Here is a 25,711-nt window from a genome sequence, read left to right as displayed (position 1 = left end):
TTTGGTACAAATACCATTTTCATCGCATGGGTAACATCAAGATCCGCTTCTTTTATTGATAGTAATAATTCAGAAAGCTTTCATCCAAGAATATGGTAATTCACATCTGTCTTGAAAGTTGGGCATGGGGCATGGGGCATTGGGCATTGGAAGAGAAATTTTCATCCTTTGCTATGCGTCCCGGTGCATGGGAGTCTTGCACTCTACTCTACGAGAAGACGCTTATGCGTCTACGGGTACTCTGCGAGAAGCCAAATTTATCTCGTTACCAGGTTGAACCTGGCAACGAGGGTGGTGTGAACTTACTGATGACATGAACCACATAGACAGAGATTTTAAAGTTATGAAAACGTAATGAAAAAATCTTAACGACAAACGCTAATCAATATATTTGCTTTAGTTAATGTGTAGCTTATTTATATTAGATTTACGGCCGCTACTAATTAAAAAATATTTCAATAACATAGACTCAAAATTTGAGATTATAGCAAAATGGAATCTCTACGCTGTCAGAGTTTTATACATTTGATTGATGTGTTTAGTTCTACACTGAGAAGTCATAGAACATATTATTTAAAAATACTCTATGACTTTAGATAACCGAGCTACAGTTAGAAAAGTTTTAATTATTACTTTACTGCTAAATATATTCGTGATGCTATTAAAAGCATTTGTAGGCAAGTTAACAGGTTCTTTGAGCTTGCTAGCTGATGCATTACATAGTGTGACGGATAGTGCCAACAACATTTTAGGATTGATTGCCAGTCGATTTTCTTCGCCACAACCCGATCGCGAACATCCCTATGGACACCTGAAATTTGAAGCGGTAGGGGCTTTGGGAATTTCTGCCTTTTTAGGCATAGCCTGCTTTGAAATTCTCCAGGGTGCAATTGAGCGCATTCTCCAGGGTGGTGAACCTGTGAGAATATCAGCGCCGGAGTTGTGGTTACTACTGATTGTCTTAGGCGTGAATATTTTCGTAGCGTTTTATGAACGCCATGTGGGTGTAAAAGTGGGTAGCCCAATTTTGATTGCTGATGCCAAACACACGATGAGCGATATCTGGGTGACAATTTCTGTGATTGGTGGTTTGGTTGGCGTATGGTGGTTTGGTTATCAGTGGTTGGATGTGGTGTTAGCTTTTCCAGTAGCTGTGTTGGTATTTTGGAGTGGCTGGACAGTTTTAAAAGAAAACTTGCCTTGGCTTGTGGATCAAATGGCGATCGCACCAGAAGTCATTCACGCGATCGCTGTTTCTGTTCCTGGCGTTGTAAACTGCCATGAAATCGCCTCTCGTGGTCTGATCGGTCGCCAAGTCTTCATTGAGATGCATTTAATTGTAGACGCCCAAGATGTAGAAACTGCCCATCGTATCACCGAAGAGGTAGAAAGACGGTTGGAGGAACGCTTCAGTCCAGTCAGGATTTTAATTCACGTTGAGCCACCAGAGTATCAGTCTGAGAAAATTAGCTTTGAGTCCAGGTCAAGATAGCAAATCAGTCTTGCGTTAGTTCGCTATCGGCATAGGCAGTTAATGCTATGGCCGGCACATCTCCTCCGCTTTCTGCTGTCAAAGCACGCACCTTAGCGATCAAACTATAGCCATCTTCAATGGGCATAGCAATATCACAAACTAAGACATCGGGTTGTAAATGTGGTATCACTTCTAAAGCTTTTGCGGCTGATGCAACTGTCGTCACACTAGCTCCATCTGCTTCCAATACGGTAGAAATATAAAAGCGGCTATCATCATCGTCGTCTACCACGAGAATTTTTAAGTTAGCAAGAGGGAGAGGAGGTTGTATGGTGTCTCCATCAATATTGGAAAAAAGAGAATGATCTTCCATTATTTTGTCCCTCGTTTTTCCTCTGTTTCTTTGGTTATTCTTGGGGTAGTTTTACTGCGTTAGCATACCCATGAACAGAAAAGCCAGCAAAGCAACACGCCCATTAGCAGGACTATCCAAAAAGTGAACACCAACAAAAATGACACAGCATTTACGGTTGATTTGACTAACTGTGACAAAGAGCCAATTCATATTCCTGGCTTTGTCCAACCACATGGAGTCCTTTTGGCAATTAAAGAGCCTGAATTAACTATCCTGCAAGTAAGCAATAACACATATAATTGTTTGGGTTTTCATCCGGAAGAATTACTGAATCAACCATTGAGAAAATTACTAGAATCAGAGCAAATCGATTTTTTGAATGATTGTTTAACTCAGGAAGACATACAAATTGTCAATCCCCTAGAATTTACTATAAAAACTTTTCAAAAACCTATTATTTTTGATGGTATAATTCATCGCTCCAATGGAGTTGTAATTCTAGAGTTAGAACCAGCAATTTTAGAAAAGAATAATAATTATTTTCGGTTCTATCATTTAGTCAAACTAGCTATTGGAAAACTGCAATCAGCAAAGACTGTTACTGAAATTGGTCAAATTATTGTCACAGAAGTGAGGAGAATAACCGGATTTGATAGAGTGATGTTTTATAGATTTGATCGTGATTGGAATGGTATAGTTATTGCGGAAGATAAACAAGAACATCTCCCTTCCTATTTAGACTTACACTACCCTGCTTCGGATATTCCCACACCAGCTAGAAAACTCTACAGCCAAAACTGGCTGCGGTTAATCCCAGATGCTGATTACCAAGCTGCTGCTATTGTCCCTACTAACAATTCATTAACTGATGAACCTTTAGATTTAAGTGGATCTGTGTTGCGGAGTGTCTCACCTTGTCACATTGAGTATTTGCACAACATGGGTGTAAAAGCATCAATGTCGATTTCAATAATTAAAAATAACAAATTATGGGGACTGATTGCCTGCCATCATCAAACACCCAAATATGTACCTTATGAAATTCGTAATGCCTGTGAATTTTTGGGACAAGTAACTTCTTTAGAAATAGCTACAAAAGAAGATAATGAAGACTCGGAATCCAAAATTGAAATAAAATCTGTTTTGGCAAAATTAGTAGAATATATGTCGGCGGAGAAAAGTTTTATTGATGGACTAATCAATAAGCAGCCGAATATACTCTATCTCGTCAATGCTCAAGGTGCGGCAATCTGTTTTAATAAGGAATTATATTTGCTCGGTAATACTCCTGAAAAACAAGATATTCAAAATTTGCTGTTATGGATTCACAACAATATAGATGAGGATATTTTTTACACTGACTCGTTATCGCAAGTATATCCGGAGGCAGAAAAATTTAAGGATGTTGCTAGCGGTTTGATAGCACTTTCTATCTCTAAAACTCAGAACAAGTATGTTTTGTGGTTTCGCCCAGAGGAGGTGCAAACTGTCAATTGGGGAGGGAATCCAAATCAACCTGTAGAAGTTAGTGAAAATGGTGGTTTGCACCTATCTCCTCGGAAGTCATTTGAGTTATGGAAAGAAATAGTTAGGCTAAAGTCTCTTCCTTGGAAATCCTACGAGGTAAATGCGGCAGCGGAGTTGCGAGGCGCAATTATTACAGTAGTGCTGCGGAAAGTTGATGAATTAGCAAAGCTCAACACGGAACTAGAACGTAGTAATAAAGAATTGGATGCTTTTGCTTATATTGCTTCCCACGATTTGAAAGAACCGTTGCGCGGTATTCATAATTACTCGAATTTTTTAATTGAAGACTACAGTGAAAACCTAGATGAAGAAGGTAAAGACAAGCTGAGAACTTTGATTCGCCTTACCCAGCGGATGGAAGATTTAATTGATTCACTACTACAGTTTTCACGGTTGGGAAGGGTGGATATGTCGATGCAACCGACCGATCTCAATGCTGTTGTGCATCGCATATTAGATTTATTGAGCGCTCGCATTGAAGAAACTGGAGTAGAAATTCGCATACCTAGACAATTGCCAATTGTATATTGCGATCGCATTCAGGTGGGTGAAGTTTTTAGTAATTTAATATCCAATGCCATTAAGTACAACGACAAAACCGAAAAATGGATTGAAATTGGCTATATCGAAGCCTCAGATCCAGTCATATTTTACGTGCGCGATAATGGCATTGGTATTCGAGAAAAACACTTTGACGTTATTTTCCGCATCTTCAAACGATTACACGGGCCAAGCAAATATGGTGGTGGTACAGGTGCGGGACTGACAATTACCAAAAAAATTGTGGAACGACATGACGGTAAAATCTGGGTAGAGTCTGACTACGGTGAAGGTAGTACATTTTATTTCACTTTGCAGAAAGATAACTAAAGCTTGAAGTCCGAATTGTGATGAAAATTAAATAATAAATTTTTTATCCTTCTGCCTTCTTCCCTCTTGCTTGTGGAACTATGATTGGCAACAGTGCTCAACCAATACTCGTAATTGAAGATAGCGACGAAGATTTTGAAGCCCTGCGACGAGTGATGTATCGTCAACAAGTGCTAAATCCTATCTTTCGCTGTACTGATGGCGATGAAGCGCTAGACTATCTCTACCACACCGGAGCCTATAGCGATCCTCAAACTTCTCCTCACCCCTCACTGATTTTACTCGACCTGAACCTACCAGGAACTGATGGACGAGAATTATTACAACAAGTCAAGCAAGATGAAAAGCTAAAGAATATTCCCGTTATAGTATTTACCACCTCTGCTAATCCAAGAGATATTGAAATATGTTATCGAAATAGTGTTGCTAGTTATATTCTCAAACCTATCGATATCAACAGATTAAAACAAACACTTCAAAGCTTCCTTACTTATTGGTTGGATATTGTGGTTCTTCCTGATACCGTCGGCAGGTAGTCATGGCGCAACAACAGCAAACTATTTTAATCATCGATGATTGTCCGGAAGACCGCCAAGTCTATCGCCGCTACATCCTGCAAAATCAACAACATCACTACGCGATCTTGGAAGAGGAAACAGGAGAAAGTGCCTTGGAATTATGTCGGCAATTTCATCCCGATTGTATCTTATTAGACTTTCTTTTGCCAGATATGGACGGGTTAGAATTTCTGGCAGAATTTAAACAGCAGATTAACAGAACTATGCCAGCTGTAATTATGTTAACAGGGCATGGTAATGAAGCGGTTGCCGTGCAGGCTATGAAAAGCGGCGTTCAAGACTATTTGGTTAAGGGAGATATTACAGCGGAACACCTGCGCTTTACCATCCAGTCTGCGATTGAACATGTCCGGCTACATCAGCAACTACAACACAGTGAGGAACGTTTCCGTACCTCTGTAGAAAATATGCTCGACTGCTTCGGCATTTTTTCAGCGATTCGGGATGAAGCGGGGGAAATTATAGACTTTAGAGTAGATTATGTGAATGCCGCAGCTTGTGAAGCTAACCGCATGAGCAAGAAGGAGCAGTTAGGCAAAAGGCTGTGCGAAATTTTACCCGGACATCGAGAATACGGCTTGTTTGATCGTTATTGCCAAGTTGTCAAAACGGGTGAACCTTTTGTAAAAGAATCACTGACTTACACAGACTTTTACGGCAAACAGCAATTAACTAGAGCTTTTGATATCCGAGTTACCAAGCTGGGAGATGGCTTTGTAGCAGCTTGGCGAGATGTAACTAAGAAAAAGCAGATAGAAGAAGCTTTGCGGGAGAGCGAGGAACGCTACCGCTTTTTGTCGGAGGCAATACCACAACTCGTTTGGATTTGCACTGCAAACGGCGAATGCGAATATCTCAATCAACGATGGTATGAGTTTACCGGACAAACCGTTGAGCAGGCGATGGGGTTTGGTTGGTTAGAAGTTGTGCATCCAGACGATATCCAGCGAGTGATGCAGGTATGGGCACAGTCTTTGCATACAGGAGCACTTTACGAAGTTGAACTGCGCTATCGCTGTCATGACGGAACCTACCATTGGTACTTAGCCCGAGCCTTGCCTAAAAAGGATGAGCAAGGACGAATCGCGAAGTGGTTTGGTACAAGTACAGATATAAACGATCGCAAACAATTAGAAGCTGAGCGTTCTCGTCTTTTTCAGCTTGAGCAAGCTGCCCGTGCCGAAGCTGAAGCAGCAAATCGTGCCAAAGACGAGTTTGTAGCTATGGTATCGCACGATCTGCGCTCTCCTCTCAATGCTATTCTGGGCTGGACGAATCTGCTGCGAACTCGAAAACAGGATGAAGCTACAACTATCCGCGCTCTGCAAACTATCGAACGCAATGCTCTATCTCAAGCAAGACTCCTAGAAGACCTGCTGAATATGTCCCGCCTACTCCGGGGTAAACTGGAACTTCAACTATGCCATGTTCATCTCGCTACCATTATACAGGCGGCATTAGAAACAGCTTATCCTTGTGCGAATGCCAAAAACATTCTTTTAAAGTCGATTCTGGATGACTCAGTTCCAGCATCTATCGGCGATCCAAACCGCTTGCACCAAGTTTTAGGAAATCTACTTTCTAACGCTATTAAGTTTACTCCCGAGGGAGGACTGGTGGAGGTGCGTTTATCAGCACATGGGGCAAGGGGCATGGGGCAAGGGATAATGGAAATTTCCAATGCCCAATTCCCTATTCCCTATGCCCAAATCACAGTGTCTGACACAGGAGTTGGTATTAGCCCTGATTTTTTGCCCTATGTTTTCGAGCGTTACCGTCAGGCTGACTCTAATAAACAAGGTGGTTTAGGACTAGGTTTAGCGATCGCCCGTCATATAGTAGAACTGCATGGCGGAATTATTCAAGCAGCTAGTGATGGTGAAGGCAAAGGAGCTACTTTCACCATTTTGTTGCCATTAAGATGATAGTGGTTAGTAATTAGTAGTTAGTGGTTAGTAGTTAGTGGTTAGTAGTTAGTGGTTAGTAGTTAGTGGTTAGTAGTTAGTAGTTAGTAGTTGGTCATTGGTCATTGTTATTTTATTTCCCATTATCCATTCCCTCTTTTCCCACTATCCACTATCCACTTATCCACTAACTCTATTCCCACTCTATAGTTCCAGGCGGCTTGGAAGTAATATCGTAAACTACCCGGTTAACTCCTTTCACTTCATTGACGATCCGGTTAGAAATCACTTCGAGTACATCATAAGGCAGACGCGCCCAGTCAGCGGTCATGCCATCTTCACTGGTGACGATGCGTAAGACGATGGGGTAAGCGTAGGTACGCTGATCGCCCATTACACCCACGCTTTTGATTGGCAACAATACGGCAAAGGCTTGCCAGCATTGGTTGTACAAGCCCTGTTGATTAATTTCTTGCCGCACAATCAAATCAGCATCCCGCAAAATCTTTAACCGTTCGGCAGTGATTTCACCCAAAATGCGAATCGCCAAACCAGGCCCGGGGAAGGGATGGCGCTGTACGATTTCTTCTGGCAAGCCAATAGAACGTCCGACTTTGCGGACTTCATCCTTGAACAGTTTCCGTAGTGGTTCTACGAGTTTGAATCGCAAATCCTTGGGCAAACCACCGACATTGTGATGGCTCTTAATTTTCACCGCCACTCGTTCGCCTGTTTGCGGATCGACGTTGGTATCAGCAGACTCAATCACATCTGGATAGAGCGTGCCTTGTGCTAGGTAATCAAAGGGCCCTAACCGTTTTGATTCCTCCTCAAAAACCCTGATGAACTCGTGTCCAATTATACGACGTTTCTCTTCAGGATCGGTAATACCACTGAGAGCATTCAGGAAGCGATCGCGAGCGTTAACGTACTCTACAGGAATATGAAACTGCTCTTGGAATACTTTCAGCAATCGCTCTGGCTCATACTTTCGCATAAAGCCTTGGTCAATAAATACACAAGTAAGTTGATCGCCGATGGCTTTATGCAGCAAAAAGGCTAGGGTAGAAGAATCTACTCCTCCAGACAGTGCTAGCAGTACCCGCTTATCGCCGACTTTGGCACGAATTTCGCGAATTGATTCTTCTACAAAAGCGGCAGTTGTCCAGGTGGGTTCGCACTCGCAGATATGGTAAACAAAATTACGGATTAATGGCAAACCACCAACAGAATGTACTACCTCTGGATGGAACTGGACACCATAAAGTTTGCGATTGTGATCGGCGATCGCAGCACAGGGAGTATTTTCTGTATGTGCCAACAATTCAAACCCTGGTGGCATTTTTGTGACTGAGTCGCCATGACTCATCCACATGGTTGTGCCATCTTCGACATTGGTAAATAAGTCTGTCGGATCATCTATATATAACGAAGCCTTGCCATACTCGCCTCGTTCAGCTCTTGCGACTTCCCCACCTAGTTGTTGCACCATCAGCTGCATACCATAGCAAACACCCAAAATGGGAATTCCCAAATGCCAAATTTGTGGGTCGCAATGGGGAGCACCCTGATCATAAACTGAACTAGGGCCACCAGAAAGGATAATTCCCTTGGGATTAAGCTTTCGTAACTGTTCGATTGTAGTACGGTAAGAGAGAACTTCCGAATAAACCTGAGTTTCTCGAATTCGGCGAGCAATCAGTTCGGAATACTGAGAACCAAAATCGAGAATAACAATCATTTGGCGATTAATTTGCCTCAAAGGTTCTACTGCTTGAGGCGCTTGTTGTGTTTGTGTTGGTAGGGTCACCGCTGTACTCATGATCGGGAGAGTGTGTGAATTTAAAAATAAAAATCGTTGCTCTATGGTCTAACTGATACCATTTGTGCGCTCAGGCTTGTAAGGTAAAGTAAATCCCACACAAACGCCAATAAAAAGGCATTTGTCTAGCCTATGTGTTTATAAATGGTATTAAAAAGAAAAAATTACCCTAGAGTGGTTACTAAAAAAAATATTTATTGGAGTTTGTCATGATTATTCATAATAAATTAACATAATTTTGCGATTAGCGAACAACCTGTTTTGCTCTTGACTAGAATTTGATGAACGCGCTTGAACAGAGAGTGGGGAGATGGGGAGATGGGGAGAGTGGAAGAGTGGGAGAGTGGAAGAGTGGGAGAGTGGGGGAGTGGAGGAGTAAGTAATAAATGACAACTAACTACTAACGACTAACCACTAACAAATGACCAATGACCAATGACTAATGACTATTGACTAAACTCCAACTTGGGCTAGTAAAACCTGCATATCTTCCCAAGTCAGTCCTTGTTGAATATAACGGGGTGCTTCTGGATTATAAGGACTCGCTACTCGGTCAATTTTGAGAAGTTTTGCCTCCTCTGGCAAGACAGGTACATCCGGATCGAAGCATGTAGGACGCATCAAAGAACTAGAGAAGCCTTTAAATATAGCTATTTGATCTTCCTCGCCAGCAATTGCCACTGTCACCAATAAAACTTCTTGGGGACGTTTGATGGTGTATTGTTCCAGTCTTTTACCTATAGAATTGTTCATTAAGAAAAATTATACAAAGAACCTGTAATGATTATGGATAGTGGATAGTGGGGGAAGAGGGAATGGGTAATGGGTAATAGGAAATAAAGTAACAATGACCAATGACCAACTACTAACTACTACCCACTAACCACTAACTACTAACTACTAACTATTACTGTGTAGCGGAACGCCCCTGCTTACCCAACTTAATCAAGACAAAATAGCTCAAGTAAAGCACGTAAATTACTAAACAAATTATACTGACAATGCCGAGAAAGCCAGCACTGGTATTGGGATGGAAAAATTCTTTGAATAGTAAAGGAGCCTCAAACCAAACACTACAATTAGGATTATTGCTAGGATTTGCAGAAAAAGCACAACCCAAAAAAGGTATAGAGGCAAGCGAACCTAAAATACAATAAATAGTTGTTGCCCATCGCCAAGAAGTAAAAGTCAGCTTTAATGGTCCGTTGGGTTGATACTCAATTTCATCGTTAAGATCCACCCAGAACCAAAGGGAGATGGGTATGAGGATACGACCCATAAACCCTGAAAGGAAACTCACCGGATACTGGGCAATCATTAAGTAAACAGTGATGGCCAATAGACTTGATACCCGCCAGTAAATAGTTAACAAGCGTTGCATTCCCTCAGCTTTTTGCACAAACGCCCAAATCAGCAAAATCAGAGGAATAATCACTGCAAATAATACTGCTAGCCGATAGTCCATCCAAACAAAAGGGCGAAACCAAACTTCCTTGTCCATAATCATTCCCAAAGCTGATAAATAACTTTACTTGACAGGATAAAACCCACAGAATGGGTATTTTTCATATAACAGCTAGCTAATAGCTTAACTAAAAAGTCAAGCTAAACGCTTGACACCAATACAGGATTTTAATTTTTTCCTGATTGTTTGCACGCTACAAGAAAAATATAAATATAAGAGATGTTACGATTTAACAAAAAACAAGCAGTTCCAAAGATCTTGAACTAACATCTTGCAATAGTTGCCAGAAATATCAGGGAGAATTTAGCAACTCACCCTGACTGGCTACATGCTTGTCACTCTCAAACTTACTAGAAGAAATTGTTAGTTTATTGTTCTTGATCGAATGAAGGAGAAAATTTCACTTGCTACCTTGTGTTACCGTATGATTACGATATAAATAAACAAAGAAGTGTGAAATTTCATGCTCGATCAAAGTGTGAAGGTGCAAGATATTGGTAAATAGATCTTTGTTACTTGCTTGTAAACGAAAAAGAAAACTTAACTGACTTGATTTTTAGTCGTCATAAACACGACATTCATCAGCTTCAGGGTTATCATCACAATATTTCTCGAAAGCAGTTTTGGGCTTAGCTTGCTTCTGATGGGAAGCTTCGGCTTGCAGTTCTTCTACTGCATCCCAAGCGGCAGCACATTCAGCAGAGTTGTCACCTGCTGTATCACAGACAGCACGAGCTTCTTCAACTTCTTGTTCGATTCTGTTTCGGATGTCGGTCATAGTTGTAATCTTGCTGTGTGTTGTTAATACTAGTATAGAAAAAGTACAAGAAAGGCAATTTTTGCACTATTCCTAATTATTCTAGCCATATTAGCTGCTAGTTTAGTATTTGTGATTCATACTTGATTATAAATACAGCAAATAGCAGCACAGCTCCTCTATTTAACTTTATCTTTTAATCTTTTGCAGACCATCAACTTGAGAATAGAGATTATACAATATTTTTATATGTATTTAATAGGGAATAGCAACCCTAGGTTTTTGCGATAAATGATAAAGGGCTGGCTTCACCTAGTCGTAGGATGCAATATTCTTGTTTTCCTGGATAAAAATTAAAAACACTACTAGCCGCATAAAAAAAGCGTAAGACTCATGGCAGATCAAATGCAATGGGCAAATGCCCTATCAACCCGTCCTTCTCTAGAAGCAGCTGTTGACGAAGTGGTACAACGAACTGCCTCTTCATTATCGGCACGTGCAGATCTGGGGCTGGTATTCATTTCGTCTGCTTTTACGAGTGAGTATTCCCGAGTGTTGCCTTTGTTGGCAGACAAGCTTTCAGTACCTGTGTTAATTGGCTGTAGTGGTGGCGGTGTAATTGGCACAATCGGCTGGGGACAAACCCAAGAATTAGAAGCAGAACCCGCCCTCAGTTTGACTTTAGCTCATCTGCCAGGAGTGAATATTAAAGCCTTTCATGTTGTTGCCGAAGAATTACCTGACTTAGATGGGCCACCGAATGCTTGGATTGATTTAATTGGTGTACCTCCCTCACCTACACCTCAATTCATTTTGTTGTCTGCTTCTTTTTCCTCTGGTATCAATGACTTGTTACAAGGGCTGGATTATGCTTATCCAGGATCGGTAACAGTGGGAGGTCAAGCAAGTAGTGGTGTTATGGGTGGTAAGATTGCCCTTTTCTATAACGATCGCCTGTACCAAGAAGGAACAGTTGGTGTTGCTTTGAGTGGCAATATTGTTTTAGAAACGATTGTCGCTCAAGGATGCCGACCAATTGGCAAACCATACCAGGTAACAAAAGGCGATCGCAATATTATTTTGGAATTGGATGAGCAAGTACCGCTGATTGTACTGCGAGATTTGATTGCTGAGCTTAGCGAAGAAGACCGAACCCTAGCACAGAATTCTCTGTTTGTCGGTTTGGCAATGGACGAATTTAAAGTTTGTTTGCAGCAGGGAGACTTTCTCATTCGCGATATTCTGGGAGTAGACCCAGCTGGAGGAGCGATCGCTATTGGCGATTACGTTCGTGCCGGACAACGCCTGCAATTCCACTTGCGCGATGCTGAAGCTTCTGCTGAGGACTTAGAATTCCTCCTAAAAATGTATCAAAAACAGCAAGCTATCGAACCCGCTGCTGTGGGTGCGTTAATGTTTTCCTGCCTAGGACGAGGTGCAGGACTTTACGGTCAACCAAATTTTGACTCACAGCTATTCCAGCGCTACCTCAATGATATTCCCCTAGGAGGCTTTTTCTGTGGCGGCGAAATCGGCCCTGTAGGTGGTAGTACTTTCCTACACGGTTACACTTCTGTGTTTGGAATTTGTCGGGCAGTAGAATCTAAATCTAGTTAGTGGATAGTGGATAGTGGTTAGTAGATAGTGGATAGTGGTATTTTTTTACTACTAACTACTAACTACTAACTACTAACTACTAACCAATACCCTAAAGCAACAACGTACTGTTATTATCAATGAACGTGGGTGTGCCACAAGTGGCGATCGCTCCGTATTTCTCAAAATAATGACTTACTTCTGGGGGAAAATGCGAGTAGTTAAACAGCGCATCTCCATTGGCAATGTTTGCCCAAAAATCCCGGAGAGTAGGAGCTAGTTCTTGTGCTTGCTCTAGTGGTAGGTTTAAAGGCGGTAGAGTAAGTAATTTCATTAAGAAAGGAAAACTGCGATCGCCCATCCATTTTCGCGAAGTATGTTGCAAGTTGGGGAAATTAGGTACTGACTCCACTCGATAGGATAACATTTGCAACCACTGTCTACCGTGGCTATCTTGGTGGAATTCTAAGACTCGATATGGATGAGGATAACTAACTAAAGAACCAGTGGTGATGTCATATACTCCCTGAGAGTACGCTACATCCTGAACGTGTAAATGCCCCGTAAATACCAGCCTCACACCGTAATGCCGTAGTAGATGCAATAATTCTGCTGCATTTTCTAACATGTAGCGATTTGCCATTGGATGGCGTGATTGATTGGGTAGATGCTCAACAACGTTGTGATGTATCATCACCAGTACCAATTCATCATCAGCTGTAGCTAGCACCTCTTCCAACCACCGCAGCTGTTTAGTATCCAAGCGTCCAATTTGCTCTGCTTGGTCATTAAAAAAGTTAGAATTCAGACCAATCAGTCTGACTCCTGGCAATACCTCACAAGTGTAATAGAATTGCTCTGGATTATGGTAGCCGAATTTACGATAATAATAAGGAAATTCTTCAAAAGCAATTGATTGCTCGTTAGCTTTGAGTACAGGAACATCATGATTGCCAGGAACGACGTAGACAGGAAAAGGTAATTGTGCTAGGCGTTTTTCCAACCAAGTATGATTTTCTGGTTCACCGTGTTGGGTTAAGTCTCCAGGTAACAAAAGAAAATCTAAATTCAGCTGTGTTAAATGTTCTAGTACAGTTTCAAACGCTGGAATACTGACTTCCACCAAATGAAAACGGTTAGGATGATTCCAGATTGTCTGGGGAAGCGCAATGTGCAAGTCGCTGACTATGGCAAAGCGAAAATTGGAAATCATTGAAGTAAGGACTTTCTTAAAAACAGTGTGTAAAAACTCTTTTGCAAAAGAGTATAACCTCTGCTTTGTAATTTTGCTTAGCAGCGATCGCGCTTAATATTTATATACATAATGAAGCTAACAATTAAAAGCTAGCGGGTAAAAATATCTAAAAATTTCGCATCACAAACCTAGCTATCCTGGCTTTTCGCTTGCTTCTCTTCAGAGAGTGCTTTTTGGATAGCTTGCCTACAAAATTCCGGGGCATCTTCTTTTTTACTTAGTTCCTCTTTCATTGATTTTGTAATACGTAAATTGATTTTTTCAGTCAATGGTTCGTCTCTATCAGTCTTAAGGGACTTCCAAATAAAAAAGTATCCAAAAATCTCTTGTGGAGGCAGGCGTCTCTCCTGCCACTTGATAAGGGCGCACTCCACAGTCCAGGATAATTTATTTCTTGGAAATCCCTAAATGGTTTTAAGTTTTCTGGGTTCCCTTTAGGATTAGGCATTAATGTTGTAAGTAGAAATTATTAGACTTGTGATGGTGAATCGTCAAATAGATGATCTGACGATTTTTTATAGTGACTCTAAACACATTAGAATTTGGAAGTATTGAATAGTAAGTATGCCTATCCGAGTCCGTCAACACGTTAACCCATTAGCACAAAAGTATCAAACACCCGTCAATCCCCTTGACTGGGCAAAAGTTTATGCTCAGCCAAATCAACCGCTACACCTCGATATTGGCTGTGCGAGAGGAAGGTTTGTGTTGAAGATGGCGCAGGTAGAACCTAACTGGAATTTTCTCGGTTTGGAAATTCGAGAACCGTTGGTAGACGAAGCCAATAGATTACGGGATGAATTGGGACTGACAAACCTGCACTATCTTTTTTGCAATGTGAATAACTCCTTGCGATCGCTTTTATCAACTCTCCCCACAGGAACTTTACAGCGCGTCACTATTCAGTTTCCCGATCCGTGGTTTAAAAATCGCCACGCCAAACGGCGGGTTGTACAACCGGAGTTAGTCGCTGAACTCGCAGATTATCTTGTGCCAGGGGGAATAGTATTTTTACAATCGGATGTGGAGTTTGTAGCGATGGAAATGTGCGATCGCTTTGCTTGTCATCCAGCTTTCCAAAGGCAAGGTTCAGGAGAATGGCTAGCAGAAAATCCCCTACCAGTACCTACAGAACGGGAAATAGCTACTCAAAACAAGGGTGAACCTGTTTATCGTGCTTTGTTTGAACGAGCTAGAAGTTAGAGCAGAAGTTGGACTAACATGTACTGCTTTGCAGTTGGTGTAGGTAGATGCCTCATCCACTGGAGTTTAGTGGGTCATGAACTGCAAGTTCATGACCCACTAAACTCCAGTCATCCATATAAAATCCTTGTGGGGTGGGTATCTTGCCCGCCCAATTTTTACACATTAAATGTACAACAGCTTACAAATCCAAAACTCCAGAACTCTAACTTTCACTTCAATAACCGCCAAATCTTCACAATATTCTCCGCACTGCCACCACTAGCAATAGTCTGTCCATCTGGACTAATAGCGACAGAATAAATATAACCAGAATCCTTCTTTAAAGTGCGAATTTCCTTCTCAGTTTTCAGATTCCACAATTTAATTGTGTTGTCACTACTACCACTAACAAGAGTAACTCCATCTAAACTTTTACTGTGGGCGGTGTTTGGTACAAAAGCAACGGAATTGACTTTATCAGTATGCGCTTTGAGGGTGAGAGTTACCTCTCCCGTTGCTAAATTCCACAACTTAATTGTTTTGTCCTTACTGCCACTAGCAAGGCTGTTACCATCAGGGCTGAAAGCTACGGAAATAACCAAATCCGCATGTCCCTTGAGAGTGCGAATAGCTTTTTCGGTCGCTAAACTCCATATTTTAATGGTCTTATCCCAACTACCACTAGCAACAGTTTGCCCGTCAGGACTAAAAGCTACAGAAGCAACTGACTGAGAATGCCCTTTGAAGGTGCAAATTTCCTTTCCTGTTTCCAGACTCCACAGTTTAACCGTATTGTCTAAACTGCCGCTAGCAAGGGTTTTGCCATCGGGACTGAAAGCAATGGAAGTCACTCCAGCAGCATGTCCCTTGAGAGTGCGAATTTCTTTGTTAGTAGCTAGATTCCATATTTTTATCGTTTTGTCTGCACCAGCAGAAGCAAGGGTTTGCCCATCAGGACTGAAAGCAAGACTCCAAACCCATTCGGAATGCCCCTTCAGAGTCAAGATTTCCTCTTTGGTTGCCACATTCCAGACTTTGATTGTTTTATCATCACTGCCAGTGGCAAGCTTTTGTCCATCAGGAGAGAAGGTGACAGAATTCACATCACTGGCATGTCCCTTCAAAGTGTTGGTTTGGTCGGAATTTTTGACAATTGTTTCTTTCGGTTGATTGGAATTAGAAGATTGAGTGATACCCTGCTGGCGAGACAGAAAAAACCAAACTCCTCCTAATCCGAAAATGACAATAGCAGCATTCAGCAATAGTCGATTTTTGAACCTTCTACCTGGTCTTAATAAAAATCCCGGCTGAGTTTCTGACGAGTTTGACAGTATGGTTTCAGGGACTGGTAATAGTGATGGCTGACGTGTCAAGTCTCTCATCACTTCATCAGCGGATTGATAGCGTTCTTGAATATTTACTTTCAGCAATTTTTCGATCACCATGCCCAACTCCATAGATAGGGAAAGCCCGCCCCTACTAGGAGTACTGAAATATTGCCACCAAGATTCCACCCAACCGTAGCCTTGTTTCATCCACAATTTCGAGGGGGAAACCCCAGTTAGCAGGTAAAAGCAAGTCGTCCCCAAACTGAATAAATCGCTAGCCGGGTAAGCCTCTCCATCCTGCATTTGCTCTATGGGAGTATACCCGTGTGAGCCGATAGTCGTTCCCATTTTCGCTTGTACTGTTGCTGTCAGCAGCTTTGAGGCTCCAAAATCAATCAGTACTAATCGCCCATCGCTTTGACGACGAATAATATTTTGAGGCTTAATGTCCCGGTGAATTACTCCACGCTCATGAATAAACTTGAGGACGGGCAGCAAATCCAATAACAGTTCGCGAATTTCCTTTTCGCTGAATCTTCCTCGCTGATGTAATTCTTTACGTAAATTCTGCCCATCAATAAACTGCTGCACCAAATATAAATAGTTGTCTTGCTCAAAATAAGCCAAGAGATGGGGAATTTGGGGATGTTCTCCTAACTCTTGCAGTCGCTGCGCTTCTTGTTCAAACAGCTGAACTGCTTTCTTTAAAGCCCCCGTTTCCTGGACTTTTGGTGCTAATTGCTTAACTACACACTTTTCATTTAGTTTATCTATATCCTCCGCTAGATAGGTGATACTAAATCCACCTTCTACAGAAAGTCTTTCGATAACGCGATAGTGACCTCTCAGCAGCGATATAAGTGGTGTTTTGCAATTTTCGCAATACAGGCTGCCTTCAGGATTTAAAGGATTTTGACAATCGGGATTTAGGCAGCAAATCATACCAGCAATTAATTGGCAGCTTGAGTATATATTAATTTATAACGTATAATTTGACTATTAAATTGACTAAATATTTTTATGAATTAAGGAAATAAATCTACCAATAAACAAGAACTTTAAAATTCAAGTATAGATATTTTTCTATAATCATAGTTACTATAGGAATCCGATTTGATTTATGAAAAAATCTAAGTATCTGTAGTGGCGTGTCAAGGCTAAAAAGTTGCATTAGAATCACCTGTTTCTTGGATTTCAAAAATCGGATAAAGATGTTTAAGTTTGACACGAGCATCTTCAGTAGTAAAATGCCAAATAACCTTACTGGTGGTGGAGTTACGTTCTTGTTGCCAAGCAGCCAACTCACGAGAAAGTTCTTCAGTAGAAGAAATCCGTCGAGCTAAACACTGTTGGCTTAAAACACTTAATTCAATCTCTGCAACCCCCCTCGCCAGCTGCCATTACGAGGGGTATAGTAAATCTCCAATTTTCGAGCTAGACGGTGAGCTTCTGGAGCGGGAAAAGCTTCATACAAAGAGGCAATGTTGTGAGTGTTGAGATTGTCACAAAGTAATTTGACTTTATGGGCATGAGGATAGTCTTGATCTAATAACCGACGGATTTCAATCGCCCAATCGACACGAGTGCGATGGTCACGATTGCTGACTCTTCGCCAACCGCGATTCGGGTCGAAGAACATAAATAAAGCTTGGACTCCTTTTATAAAAGTCGGGGATCTGTGTCCAAATCACTTTGAAAAGGTGCGTTACGGTTTTGCCGTAACGCGCTCTACTGAAGTTGATATTTAACTAAAGTGCTTGATAATTGCCTCGGCGAATTCCGAACACTTCAAGGGTTCCACTGGCGGTTGCATCAACCGCGCTAAGTCGTAGGTGACTTGACGATTGGCGATCGCACTTCCGATCCCTTTTTTGATCAAGTCAGCCGCTTCTTGCCATCCCAGGTATTCCAGCATCATCACACCGGACAAAATCACTGAACCGGGATTAATCCGATCCAAGCCAGCGTGTTTGGGTGCTGTGCCGTGGGTAGCTTCAAAAATAGCGCATTCATCGCCAATATTTGCCCCTGGGCCCATTCCCAGTCCGCCAACAATAGCCGCCGCCGCATCGGACAGATAATCGCCATTCAAGTTCATTGTTGCCAGAATCGAATACTCATCTGGTCGAGTTTGGATTTGTTGGAAAATACTATCGGCGATGCGGTCATTTACCATCACCTTGTCTTTCCACTTGCCATGACCGTGAGTTTCCCAAATTGAGTTAAGAACTGTTTCCACTTCCTTGACAATTTGGTCTTTTTTCTCAACAGTTAGGGCATCAAATCCAGGGTCAATCATCCGGGCATTTTCTTCTGGGGTGAGATCGGGGTTTTTCTCTTTGTTACTCAAAATCCACGATTCCCGTTCCGTGATGCACTCTTGCCGAAACTCAGTGGTTGCCAGTTCGTAACCCCAATCACGAAAAGCACCTTCGGTGTACTTCATAATATTGCCCTTATGCACCAAAGTCACCATTTGCTTGTGTTTGGGTAGTTGCAGGGCGTGTTTGATGGCGCGTCGTACCAAGCGCTGGGAACCAGTTTTGCTAATGGGTTTAATGCCAATGCCAGAGTCAAGGGGAATTTGTTTTTTGCCGTGTTCTGGCGTAGCGGGGATAAGTTCTGTGTTGAGATACTTAATTAAGCGATCGGCAATTTCGCTACCTTGCCGCCACTCAATCCCCAAATAAATATCCTCTGTATTTTCACGATAAACAATAACATCGAGTTTTTCTGGGTTTTTGTGGGGTGAAGGCGTACCAGCATAGTACCGACAAGGGCGCACGCAAGCATACAGCTCAAAAATTTGTCGCAAAGCAACGTTTAGCGAACGAATACCGCCACCAACCGGGGTTGTTAGCGGCCCTTTGATCGCAACACCATATTCTTGAATCGCTGTCAGGGTGTCTTGGGGCAAATACTGATAGGTACCGTATAATTCACAAGCTTCATCGCCAGCGTAAACTTTGAACCAGCTAATTTTCCGCTTGCCCTTATATGCTACGTCTACGGCAGCATCAAACACTTTTTGAGCAGCAGGCCAGATATCGATACCAGTTCCGTCGCCGCGAATAAAGGGGATAATCGGATTATCAGGAACAGTTGGTTCACCATTTTTGAAGGTGATTTTTGCTCCAGTTGAGGGGGGAGTAATTTTTTCGTACATTCGCACACTCCTGATTGTGACGCAGCGACATCAGCTGCCTTATTTGTTTGTGGTTGGTTGTTGGTAGTTGGTGGTTAACAGTTAACAACAAACAACAATCAACAATCAACAATCAACAAACAACAATTTCCTGTTTGGAAGGCTAGCAGATTTTGCTGTGCATAGTTTTGATAAAGTTAGGAGGCAGAGTCTTTCCCCTTCACTATGTCGCAGAGTCTTCGATGCTATCTTATCGCCTACACCGGCAATTAGTGTACTCTGGGAATATACAGCAAAATGCCAGCAATGAAGAATAAAAGAGAGATTACTATCAGGGTGACTGAGCAGGAGTTCGCAATGTTAGAATCCCACTGTCAGGCTGTAGGTAGAACCAAAACTGATGTTTTGCGAGAGTTTATCAGGTCTTTGGCTACTACAACTACTGATACAAATAATGAGGGTGAAAGTATAGAATGAGTATGTTTGAAGGACAATTTCCTGTAAACTACTTTACGCTACCAGTGTTTACCCATCTACTAAATTTGATAGCTAATCGCTTGTCCACCGATCGCGTTTTCTGAGTAATGGCATGACAGACCCAATGATTGTATCAGGCACATCTTCTGACATCGAATCCCTCCGCAGCCAGTTAATCGCTGGGTCTATTCAAGTCCAACAACAAACGATCCCACAACTGGCTAACCTTGGTAATGGCGGATTTGATATCCTGATGGAATTTTTGCTGCAACGTTGCGACAAACCAGCAACTTGGGTTGATGGCAAAGCTTACCAAGTTCTGCATAACTCTGATTTGCCTCAAGTTAAAGAATTTCTGCGAACCCATTTTCCACAAGGCGTTGTACCTCTACAATCAGAGTGCGGCATTGATTACAGCCCCTTGCAACAGCTACTTGCAACTCAAGATTTCCAAGCAGCAGATCGCATGACCCTGCAAAAAATGTGTGAAATTGCAGGTACTGAGGCAATTAAACGCAAATGGCTATATTTTACTGAAGTAGACAATTTCCCCGTGACTGATTTACAAACCATCAATAAGCTGTGGTTAGTTCACTCCGAAGGCAAATTTGGCTTTTCGGTACAGCGAGAAATTTGGTTAGGTTTGGGGAAAAATTGGGACAATCTGTGGGTGAAAATCGGTTGGAAAAAGGGCAAGAACTGGACGCGCTACCCTCAAGAGTTTACCTGGGATTTGAGCGCCCCTAGAGGTCATTTGCCCCTTTCCAATCAACTGCGAGGAGTACGAGTGATTGCGTCTTTACTTTCTCATCCTGCTTGGAGTTAGTCATTTGTCAATAGTCCTTAGTCATTAGTTACCAAGGACAAATGACAAATGACAAATGACAAAATTCAAAATCTAAAACCGGACAATGGCTAGCGTTAGTCTCGAAAGCATAAAGCGCAAATTTAACAATGTCACCGCAATTGAGGATATTACCTTTAAAATTCCTGATGGCGAATTTTGGGTTTTGGTGGGGCCTTCGGGATGCGGTAAGTCTACGATTCTGCGAACCATAGCCGGTTTGGAAACTGCTACCTCTGGCAAACTTTACATTGGGGATAAGTTAATGAACAATGTCCCCGCCAGACAGCGGGATGTGGCGATGGTGTTTCAGAATTATGCGCTATACCCCCATATGAGTGTGGCAGAAAATATTGCTTTTGGGTTGCGGATGCGAAAAGTTGACCCAAAGATAATTCAAGAACGAGTGGTGACAGTGGCGCGATCGCTTTCTTTGGAACACCTTTTAGAACGCAAACCCAAGCAACTTTCTGGCGGACAGCAACAACGGGTAGCATTGGGGAGAGCGATCGCCCGTCAACCCCAAGTATTTTTACTCGATGAACCTTTATCGAATTTAGATGCCCAATTACGAGATGATACACGGGCTGAGTTAAAAGAGTTACATCAAAATCTGGGAATTACCACAGTCTACGTTACTCATGACCAAGTAGAGGCGATGACTTTGGCTGATAAGATTGTGGTGTTAAACCGGGGAAGAATTCAACAAATCGGCGAACCACAGTCTATTTATGCTCAGCCTGCGAACCGAATGGTAGCGACTTTTTTGGGTAGTCCGCCGATGAATATTTTACCAGCGAAGTATACGACTGGGAGTTTTGATGTCAATGGGCAGGTGATACCAATTACAGCGGATATGCAGGAGAAATTGCACCTGCGGGAAGGGCAAGGGTTTGATTTGGGTGTTCGTCCAGAAAATATTTTAATAAACGAACCACATAAAACCCAAAGGACACCAAGAGAAGAATTTGGAGAGTTGATGGTTGAGGTGAAGGTGGTGGAACCTTTGGGAAGGGAGACTTTGATTCGTGCGGGTTTACCTGGTTCGGGGGTAATGCTGAATGTGCAGGCGGGTGCAGATGTACATCCACATCCGGGCGATCGCCTTTTGTTAGAAGTTGACCTAAGTAAGTTATTTGTATTTGATACTGCGACTGGAGATAGGTTATATCCACAGCTTAGTGAATAATTAATAGCATCTCCCTATCTCCTCATCTATCTAGCATCTGCAACTACCCATTTACTATTTTCTGCATCCCACAACAGCGAGAAGTTTACGGAACCAGGGGCTTTTTTTCCATTTTTCAGCAAATATTTCAATTGAGCTTTTACTGTCGCTGTTTGTGTACCAGTTTCTAATAAACTTACTTGTTTAACCTCTACCTGTTGAACTTGTCCTCCCCACCAATCAACGTAAGAAAGATAGCCGTTGGGATGCAGGCGTCTATTATTTTGGTAGTTGGGAGATAACTGATTCCACGCTGCCTGATACTCTCCTTGATTAATAGTTGCGTAATAATTTCGCACAAATTCTTCTGGAGATGGTTTATCAATTTGTGGGGCTGTTGCTTGAGTATCTTCAGAAATTGGGGTTTGGTTGGGAGTAGGTTCGGTAATGTCACTATCTGGCGTTGGTTCGGGTGATGCAGTTTCCTGTGGTTCTTCTAAAGTTGGTGGGGAAGGTGCTGAAATGATAGGAAGGTTGGATTGCTGTGTTGGTTGTTGGTTGTTGGTTGGTGGTTGGTTGTTGGTGGTTGATTGAGTCGATGAAACTGTTGGCTGTGAGGGTTGTGGTTTGTTGCTGAGGGCAATACCAATGATTACAGATGCGCCAATCAAGCCACCTGCGATAATACTGCCTATTAGGATTCCCCTTTGTCCACTGCTACTGCTTTGATTAGCAGGAGGTTGATAGGTATTACCCGGACTGACGGCTACTGTGTTTTGAGATGTCTGGGGAGGTGGTACAGTTGCTGCTAGTGGTTGGCTGTAAGGCACGGTAGGAGGAAGTGGGGAAGCACCAGCATGCAGTGCTTGCAGCATTTCTCTGGCACTAGCAAAGCGATCGCCTGCACTAAACTGAATTGCTTTATCTAATACAGCTGCAAAGCTGGGGGTTACACTTAAAGCATGTTGCCGCCACAACAGCGTACCTGTCGCCGGATCGGTTGCCAACTCTTGCGGCATCTTACCTGTGAGCAAATAAATCGCTGTTAAACCTAGACTATATATATCACTGGCAAACATTGGGCGTCCTACGGTTTGTTCGCTGGGCATAAACCCTGGTGTACCAATTACAATTGACCTTGTGGAATTCCCCGAGGGAGTGACTACCGTTCCGATTGTTTCTTTAACTGCGCCAAAGTCAATTAAGATTGGTTGGCGATCGGCATAACGAATCAGGATATTGTCTGGCTTGATATCCCGGTGAACAATACCTTTGCTATGGACATAATCGAGAACTGGTAAAATGTTGGTAAGGATTTCTTTGACTGTACTCTCACTCATCAAACCCTGCTGTTGTAGTTTGGCGGTAAGAGTTTGTCCTTGAATATACTCTTGTACTAAATAAAATTGCCCATTTTCCGAGAAGTAGGCATACAACCGCGGAATCTGATCGCTGCCATCACCCAGTGCTTCTAAAATTGCTGCTTCTCGTTGAAACCGCTGTTGTACCAACTGATAAACCTGGGGATTGTCCTGAATCGGCTTTAACTGTTTAATGACACAGCGGCGTCGGGAGGGCATTTGGGTATCTTCTGCTAAGAACGTTTCCCCAAATCCACCACTGCCCAGAGTCTGAATGACTTGATAGCGGTGATTGAGCAGCGTTTGCATAAAATTACATCAGGATAAGTAAGGAAGCAATATATTTTACAAATTTTTTCCTGTCACTAGTTTAGTTATTGCTAATTTTTAATTACGTCTAAGTGAATTCACTCTCGGTCGGTAATGGGTAATGGAAAATAAAACTACCTCTTCCCCAATCACCAATCACCAATTCCATCTGTGGTCGATTTCCATAAGAGACTATTTATAACGTAGGGATGGGGAATAGTCAGGGTCATAGCCGCAATTTCCCATGCACCAGCCAAGCGTTGTACATCAGGTGCATCTGCAATAGTGAAAGGTCGAAGAATCAGTCTTTGTGTTTGTAGGGTTGGTTGCTCAACTTGATAAATAGTATTATTCATTAACTGATCTGCATTTGTATTATATATGTAATTTAATACTACAAAAGCCTCTTGTGATTTTCGCAATAGTCTTGATTTCCTTTGCACCTGAGTAGAGACGCGATTTATCGCATCTCCACCCTTTCATCAAAGCTGCGCTACAGTTAGGGATAAGTCAGCATGCTTCCAAGCAGTAGTAAAGCGCTTTTGCACTGCTTGAGCTTCTTCAGTTTTGCCCTGTGCTTCTAAACTCTTGGCAAGACCTGCCAGTGACCAACCGTTTTCTGGAAAGCGTTTCAAATCTTCGTGATATACAATTTCAGCTTCTGCTGGTCTATTAGCCTCCAGTAAAACTGCTCCCAGAGATTGACGAACCGGGTAATGCCAAGGTGGTGGTTCGTCGTAGTTGAGCTTGTCTTCAAGATTGACAGCTGTTTTGAGGTGGGCGATCGCTTTTTCATAATCACCTTGTTTGGCAGCGAGTTTACCTGTCAAAACCTCAGATGCAATTTTTAAAAGACTGCCAGTAGTGTTGATATCCCAAATTGTGACTTTTTCCAATGCCGGATCGGCGGCGATCGCTTGCAGATGTTCTAGTTCCCGCGCGGCTTCCTGGAGTTGACCTTTTGCTGTCAAGGCAGTTCCCCGTGCATAATGCCAAACACCGGTAGGATACTTCAAATCGTCTGCTGGGGCTGGTTCTGCTAAAATTTCATCCCACTTGCCAAAGCGAGTCAGAGTGTAAAGCGGGATCGAATAGTAATGCTGTAGTGTTCCATATCCCGGTTCTCGCATTTGCTTTTCATCTGCCATTGCTGCTGTATCGTAGGCAGCTTGCATAGCGAGTTTTTGGTTTCCTTCCATTGTCGCAGCAGCCCAGAGAAAATGATGATTGTGCGGCACATAGGCCAGAGGATACATACCTTGCTTGTGGCATTGGGTAATGTATTCCTTGTCAGCAGCAATAGCTTGTTGGTTAGCTATAGCAGCATCGTGATATCGCCCAACGCGGATGTAGATATGTGAGGGCATATGCACGAGGTGTCCAGAACCCGGTACTAAATTACCAAGGCGATCGGCTGCTGCCACACCTAGTTCAGGTCGTACAGCTTCGACAGCATGAATATATAAATGATTTGCCCCAGGATGGTTGGGATTACGTTTTAATACTGTTTCCAATGTAGCAAGTATTTCTTGTGTTTCTAGCTTTGGTTTACCGTTTTCTTGCCAGTAATCCCAAGGCATAGTATTCATCAGTGCTTCAGCAAATAGAGTCGCAGCGTCTAAATCGTCTGGGTAAATTTTAGCTACCTCTCGCATTGCGTTTGTATAATCGATATTCAAAGACTTACGGTTTTCCGTAGGCTTTTGTGAATAGCGTTTTGCCAACGCCTGAATATAAGCCTTCTCCTTTTCGCTAGCTTTTCCACTCAGTTGTAGCGCTTTTTGAAGTGCTTCCCAAGCAGGGGAAACAGCTGCATCATCCATAGCAGCATTGATATTTGAGCCAAGGACAAGAGCAACTCCCCAGTTACAAATAGCACAGTCCGGATCGAGTTTAGCAGCTTCCCGAAAAGAGCGTTCAGCTTCAGCATGGTTGAAACCATAAGCAAGGATTAACCCTTGGTCAAAGTAGCGTTGGGCAAGTTGGGATTTTGTGGAAATGGGATGATGGTAATTACCAAGATTATTGAAAAGGGGTGCGGTGGCAGAATTTGTCAAATGTACAGAACGACACCCAGAAAATCCAAGAGTAAAAATTAGAGCAAATATAAATAAGATGCGGTACACTCTTAAAGCCCTCCGGAATACTTGTAATACAATTTCTTCAAAATATTTGCAATTGATAATTTGCCCATAACTTCTTGAGAAGCAAGGGCGTTGCAGAATGCAATTTTGAAATCAAGTGACTTTGATTTAAACCTTTTTTGATTTATCTGAGTTTATTTATGAATT

20 protein-coding genes and 2 pseudogenes are annotated in these 25,711 nt (G+C 42.4%); 9 read left to right on the top strand and 13 right to left on the bottom strand.

The window, feature by feature from the left end; genetic code table 11:
* The first annotated feature begins 92 nt into the window (after window positions 1–92).
* Together HXY43_RS20820 and HXY43_RS20815 are read left to right on the top strand one after the other, a co-directional pair.
* Entirely contained in the window at window positions 93–317 is a 225-nt protein-coding gene (locus HXY43_RS20820; RefSeq protein ID WP_290887097.1) for a hypothetical protein, read from the top strand.
* Window positions 318–586: 269 nt separating this feature from the next.
* Window positions 587–1,492 carry a cation diffusion facilitator family transporter gene (locus HXY43_RS20815; RefSeq protein ID WP_290887094.1) on the top strand — a complete coding sequence of 302 codons (906 nt, stop codon included), beginning with the start codon at window positions 587–589 and terminating at the stop codon, window positions 1,490–1,492.
* A gap of 19 nt (window positions 1,493–1,511) precedes the next feature.
* On the opposite strand, the pseudogene HXY43_RS20810 reads toward HXY43_RS20815, so the two are convergent.
* A pseudogene (locus HXY43_RS20810) lies at window positions 1,512–1,847 on the bottom strand (response regulator); the annotation flags it as partial.
* Between the two features lie 123 nt (window positions 1,848–1,970).
* On the opposite strand from HXY43_RS20810, the gene HXY43_RS20805 reads away from it, so the two are divergent.
* The 3 genes from HXY43_RS20805 (at window position 1,971) to HXY43_RS20795 (ending at window position 6,729) form a co-directional block, all read left to right on the top strand.
* On the top strand, window positions 1,971–4,226 hold the full coding sequence (locus HXY43_RS20805) for an ATP-binding protein (protein ID WP_290887090.1): 2,256 nt from the start codon (window positions 1,971–1,973) through the stop codon (window positions 4,224–4,226).
* A gap of 80 nt (window positions 4,227–4,306) precedes the next feature.
* Window positions 4,307–4,762 carry a response regulator gene (locus HXY43_RS20800; RefSeq protein WP_290887087.1) on the top strand — a complete coding sequence of 152 codons (456 nt, stop codon included), beginning with the start codon at window positions 4,307–4,309 and terminating at the stop codon, window positions 4,760–4,762.
* A gap of 2 nt (window positions 4,763–4,764) precedes the next feature.
* Window positions 4,765–6,729, top strand: coding sequence for an ATP-binding protein (locus HXY43_RS20795; RefSeq protein WP_290887084.1), 1,965 nt, complete (start codon window positions 4,765–4,767; stop codon window positions 6,727–6,729).
* Window positions 6,730–6,901: 172 nt separating this feature from the next.
* Here the strand turns inward: HXY43_RS20795 and guaA are convergent, their stop codons facing one another.
* From guaA to HXY43_RS20775, 4 genes are all read right to left on the bottom strand, one after another.
* Window positions 6,902–8,530 (bottom strand): glutamine-hydrolyzing GMP synthase, encoded by a 1,629-nt coding sequence (gene guaA / locus HXY43_RS20790; RefSeq protein ID WP_290887080.1) that lies wholly within the window; start codon window positions 8,528–8,530, stop codon window positions 6,902–6,904.
* 453 nt (window positions 8,531–8,983) lie between these two features.
* Window positions 8,984–9,283: a hypothetical protein gene (locus HXY43_RS20785; protein ID WP_290887077.1), complete on the bottom strand. Its 300-nt coding sequence runs from the start codon at window positions 9,281–9,283 to the stop codon at window positions 8,984–8,986.
* A 154-nt stretch (window positions 9,284–9,437) separates the two neighbouring features.
* On the bottom strand, window positions 9,438–10,031 hold the full coding sequence (locus HXY43_RS20780) for a DUF3177 family protein (protein WP_290887074.1): 594 nt from the start codon (window positions 10,029–10,031) through the stop codon (window positions 9,438–9,440).
* 520 nt (window positions 10,032–10,551) lie between these two features.
* Window positions 10,552–10,773 carry a Calvin cycle protein CP12 gene (locus HXY43_RS20775; protein ID WP_026734552.1) on the bottom strand — a complete coding sequence of 74 codons (222 nt, stop codon included), beginning with the start codon at window positions 10,771–10,773 and terminating at the stop codon, window positions 10,552–10,554.
* A gap of 372 nt (window positions 10,774–11,145) precedes the next feature.
* Between HXY43_RS20775 and HXY43_RS20770 the strand changes: the two genes are divergently transcribed.
* On the top strand, window positions 11,146–12,369 hold the full coding sequence (locus HXY43_RS20770) for an FIST N-terminal domain-containing protein (protein ID WP_290887070.1): 1,224 nt from the start codon (window positions 11,146–11,148) through the stop codon (window positions 12,367–12,369).
* A gap of 91 nt (window positions 12,370–12,460) precedes the next feature.
* On the opposite strand, the gene HXY43_RS20765 is transcribed toward HXY43_RS20770, so the two are convergent.
* Both HXY43_RS20765 and HXY43_RS20760 read right to left on the bottom strand, forming a co-directional pair.
* Window positions 12,461–13,561 carry a metallophosphoesterase gene (locus tag HXY43_RS20765; RefSeq protein ID WP_290887067.1) on the bottom strand — a complete coding sequence of 367 codons (1,101 nt, stop codon included), beginning with the start codon at window positions 13,559–13,561 and terminating at the stop codon, window positions 12,461–12,463.
* 170 nt (window positions 13,562–13,731) lie between these two features.
* Window positions 13,732–13,872, bottom strand: a complete 141-nt coding sequence (locus HXY43_RS20760; protein ID WP_331280974.1) for a hypothetical protein — start codon at window positions 13,870–13,872, stop codon at window positions 13,732–13,734.
* Between the two features lie 295 nt (window positions 13,873–14,167).
* On the opposite strand from HXY43_RS20760, the gene trmB reads away from it, so the two are divergent.
* Complete coding sequence (trmB, locus tag HXY43_RS20755) at window positions 14,168–14,806, top strand: tRNA (guanosine(46)-N7)-methyltransferase TrmB (RefSeq protein WP_290887064.1); 639 nt, start codon at window positions 14,168–14,170, stop codon at window positions 14,804–14,806.
* A 212-nt stretch (window positions 14,807–15,018) separates the two neighbouring features.
* Here the strand turns inward: trmB and HXY43_RS20750 are convergent, their stop codons facing one another.
* The 3 genes and pseudogenes from HXY43_RS20750 to HXY43_RS20740 all read right to left on the bottom strand — a co-directional run bounded on the left by HXY43_RS20750 (window position 15,019) and on the right by HXY43_RS20740 (window position 19,282).
* Window positions 15,019–17,058, bottom strand: a complete 2,040-nt coding sequence (locus HXY43_RS20750; protein ID WP_290887061.1) for a serine/threonine-protein kinase — start codon at window positions 17,056–17,058, stop codon at window positions 15,019–15,021.
* A 215-nt stretch (window positions 17,059–17,273) separates the two neighbouring features.
* Window positions 17,274–17,776: pseudogene (locus HXY43_RS20745) on the bottom strand (transposase); the annotation flags it as partial.
* Window positions 17,777–17,860: 84 nt separating this feature from the next.
* The gene (locus HXY43_RS20740; protein ID WP_290887058.1) at window positions 17,861–19,282 is read right to left on the bottom strand and encodes an NADP-dependent isocitrate dehydrogenase; all 1,422 of its coding nucleotides are present in this window, start codon (window positions 19,280–19,282) and stop codon (window positions 17,861–17,863) included.
* A 568-nt stretch (window positions 19,283–19,850) separates the two neighbouring features.
* On the opposite strand from HXY43_RS20740, the gene HXY43_RS20735 reads away from it, so the two are divergent.
* Together HXY43_RS20735 and HXY43_RS20730 are read left to right on the top strand one after the other, a co-directional pair.
* Window positions 19,851–20,564, top strand: a complete 714-nt coding sequence (locus HXY43_RS20735) for a GUN4 domain-containing protein (protein WP_290887055.1) — start codon at window positions 19,851–19,853, stop codon at window positions 20,562–20,564.
* A gap of 85 nt (window positions 20,565–20,649) precedes the next feature.
* Window positions 20,650–21,771 (top strand): ABC transporter ATP-binding protein, encoded by a 1,122-nt coding sequence (locus HXY43_RS20730; RefSeq protein ID WP_290887052.1) that lies wholly within the window; start codon window positions 20,650–20,652, stop codon window positions 21,769–21,771.
* Window positions 21,772–21,797: 26 nt separating this feature from the next.
* Here the strand turns inward: HXY43_RS20730 and HXY43_RS20725 are convergent, their stop codons facing one another.
* The 3 genes from HXY43_RS20725 to HXY43_RS20715 all read right to left on the bottom strand — a co-directional run bounded on the left by HXY43_RS20725 (window position 21,798) and on the right by HXY43_RS20715 (window position 25,546).
* Entirely contained in the window at window positions 21,798–23,420 is a 1,623-nt protein-coding gene (locus tag HXY43_RS20725) for a serine/threonine protein kinase (RefSeq protein WP_290887048.1), read from the bottom strand.
* 149 nt (window positions 23,421–23,569) lie between these two features.
* Window positions 23,570–23,776 carry a hypothetical protein gene (locus HXY43_RS20720; protein ID WP_290887045.1) on the bottom strand — a complete coding sequence of 69 codons (207 nt, stop codon included), beginning with the start codon at window positions 23,774–23,776 and terminating at the stop codon, window positions 23,570–23,572.
* A 126-nt stretch (window positions 23,777–23,902) separates the two neighbouring features.
* Entirely contained in the window at window positions 23,903–25,546 is a 1,644-nt protein-coding gene (locus tag HXY43_RS20715) for a hypothetical protein (RefSeq protein ID WP_290887042.1), read from the bottom strand.
* Window positions 25,547–25,711 lie beyond the last annotated feature (165 nt).

Source organism: Fischerella sp. (assembly GCF_013388695.1).
In the GTDB taxonomy this organism is placed as follows: Bacteria; Cyanobacteriota; Cyanobacteriia; order Cyanobacteriales; family Nostocaceae; genus PCC9605.
The sequence above is the reverse complement of the archived record's forward strand: the minus strand, read 5'-3'. Positions and strand labels throughout refer to the sequence as shown.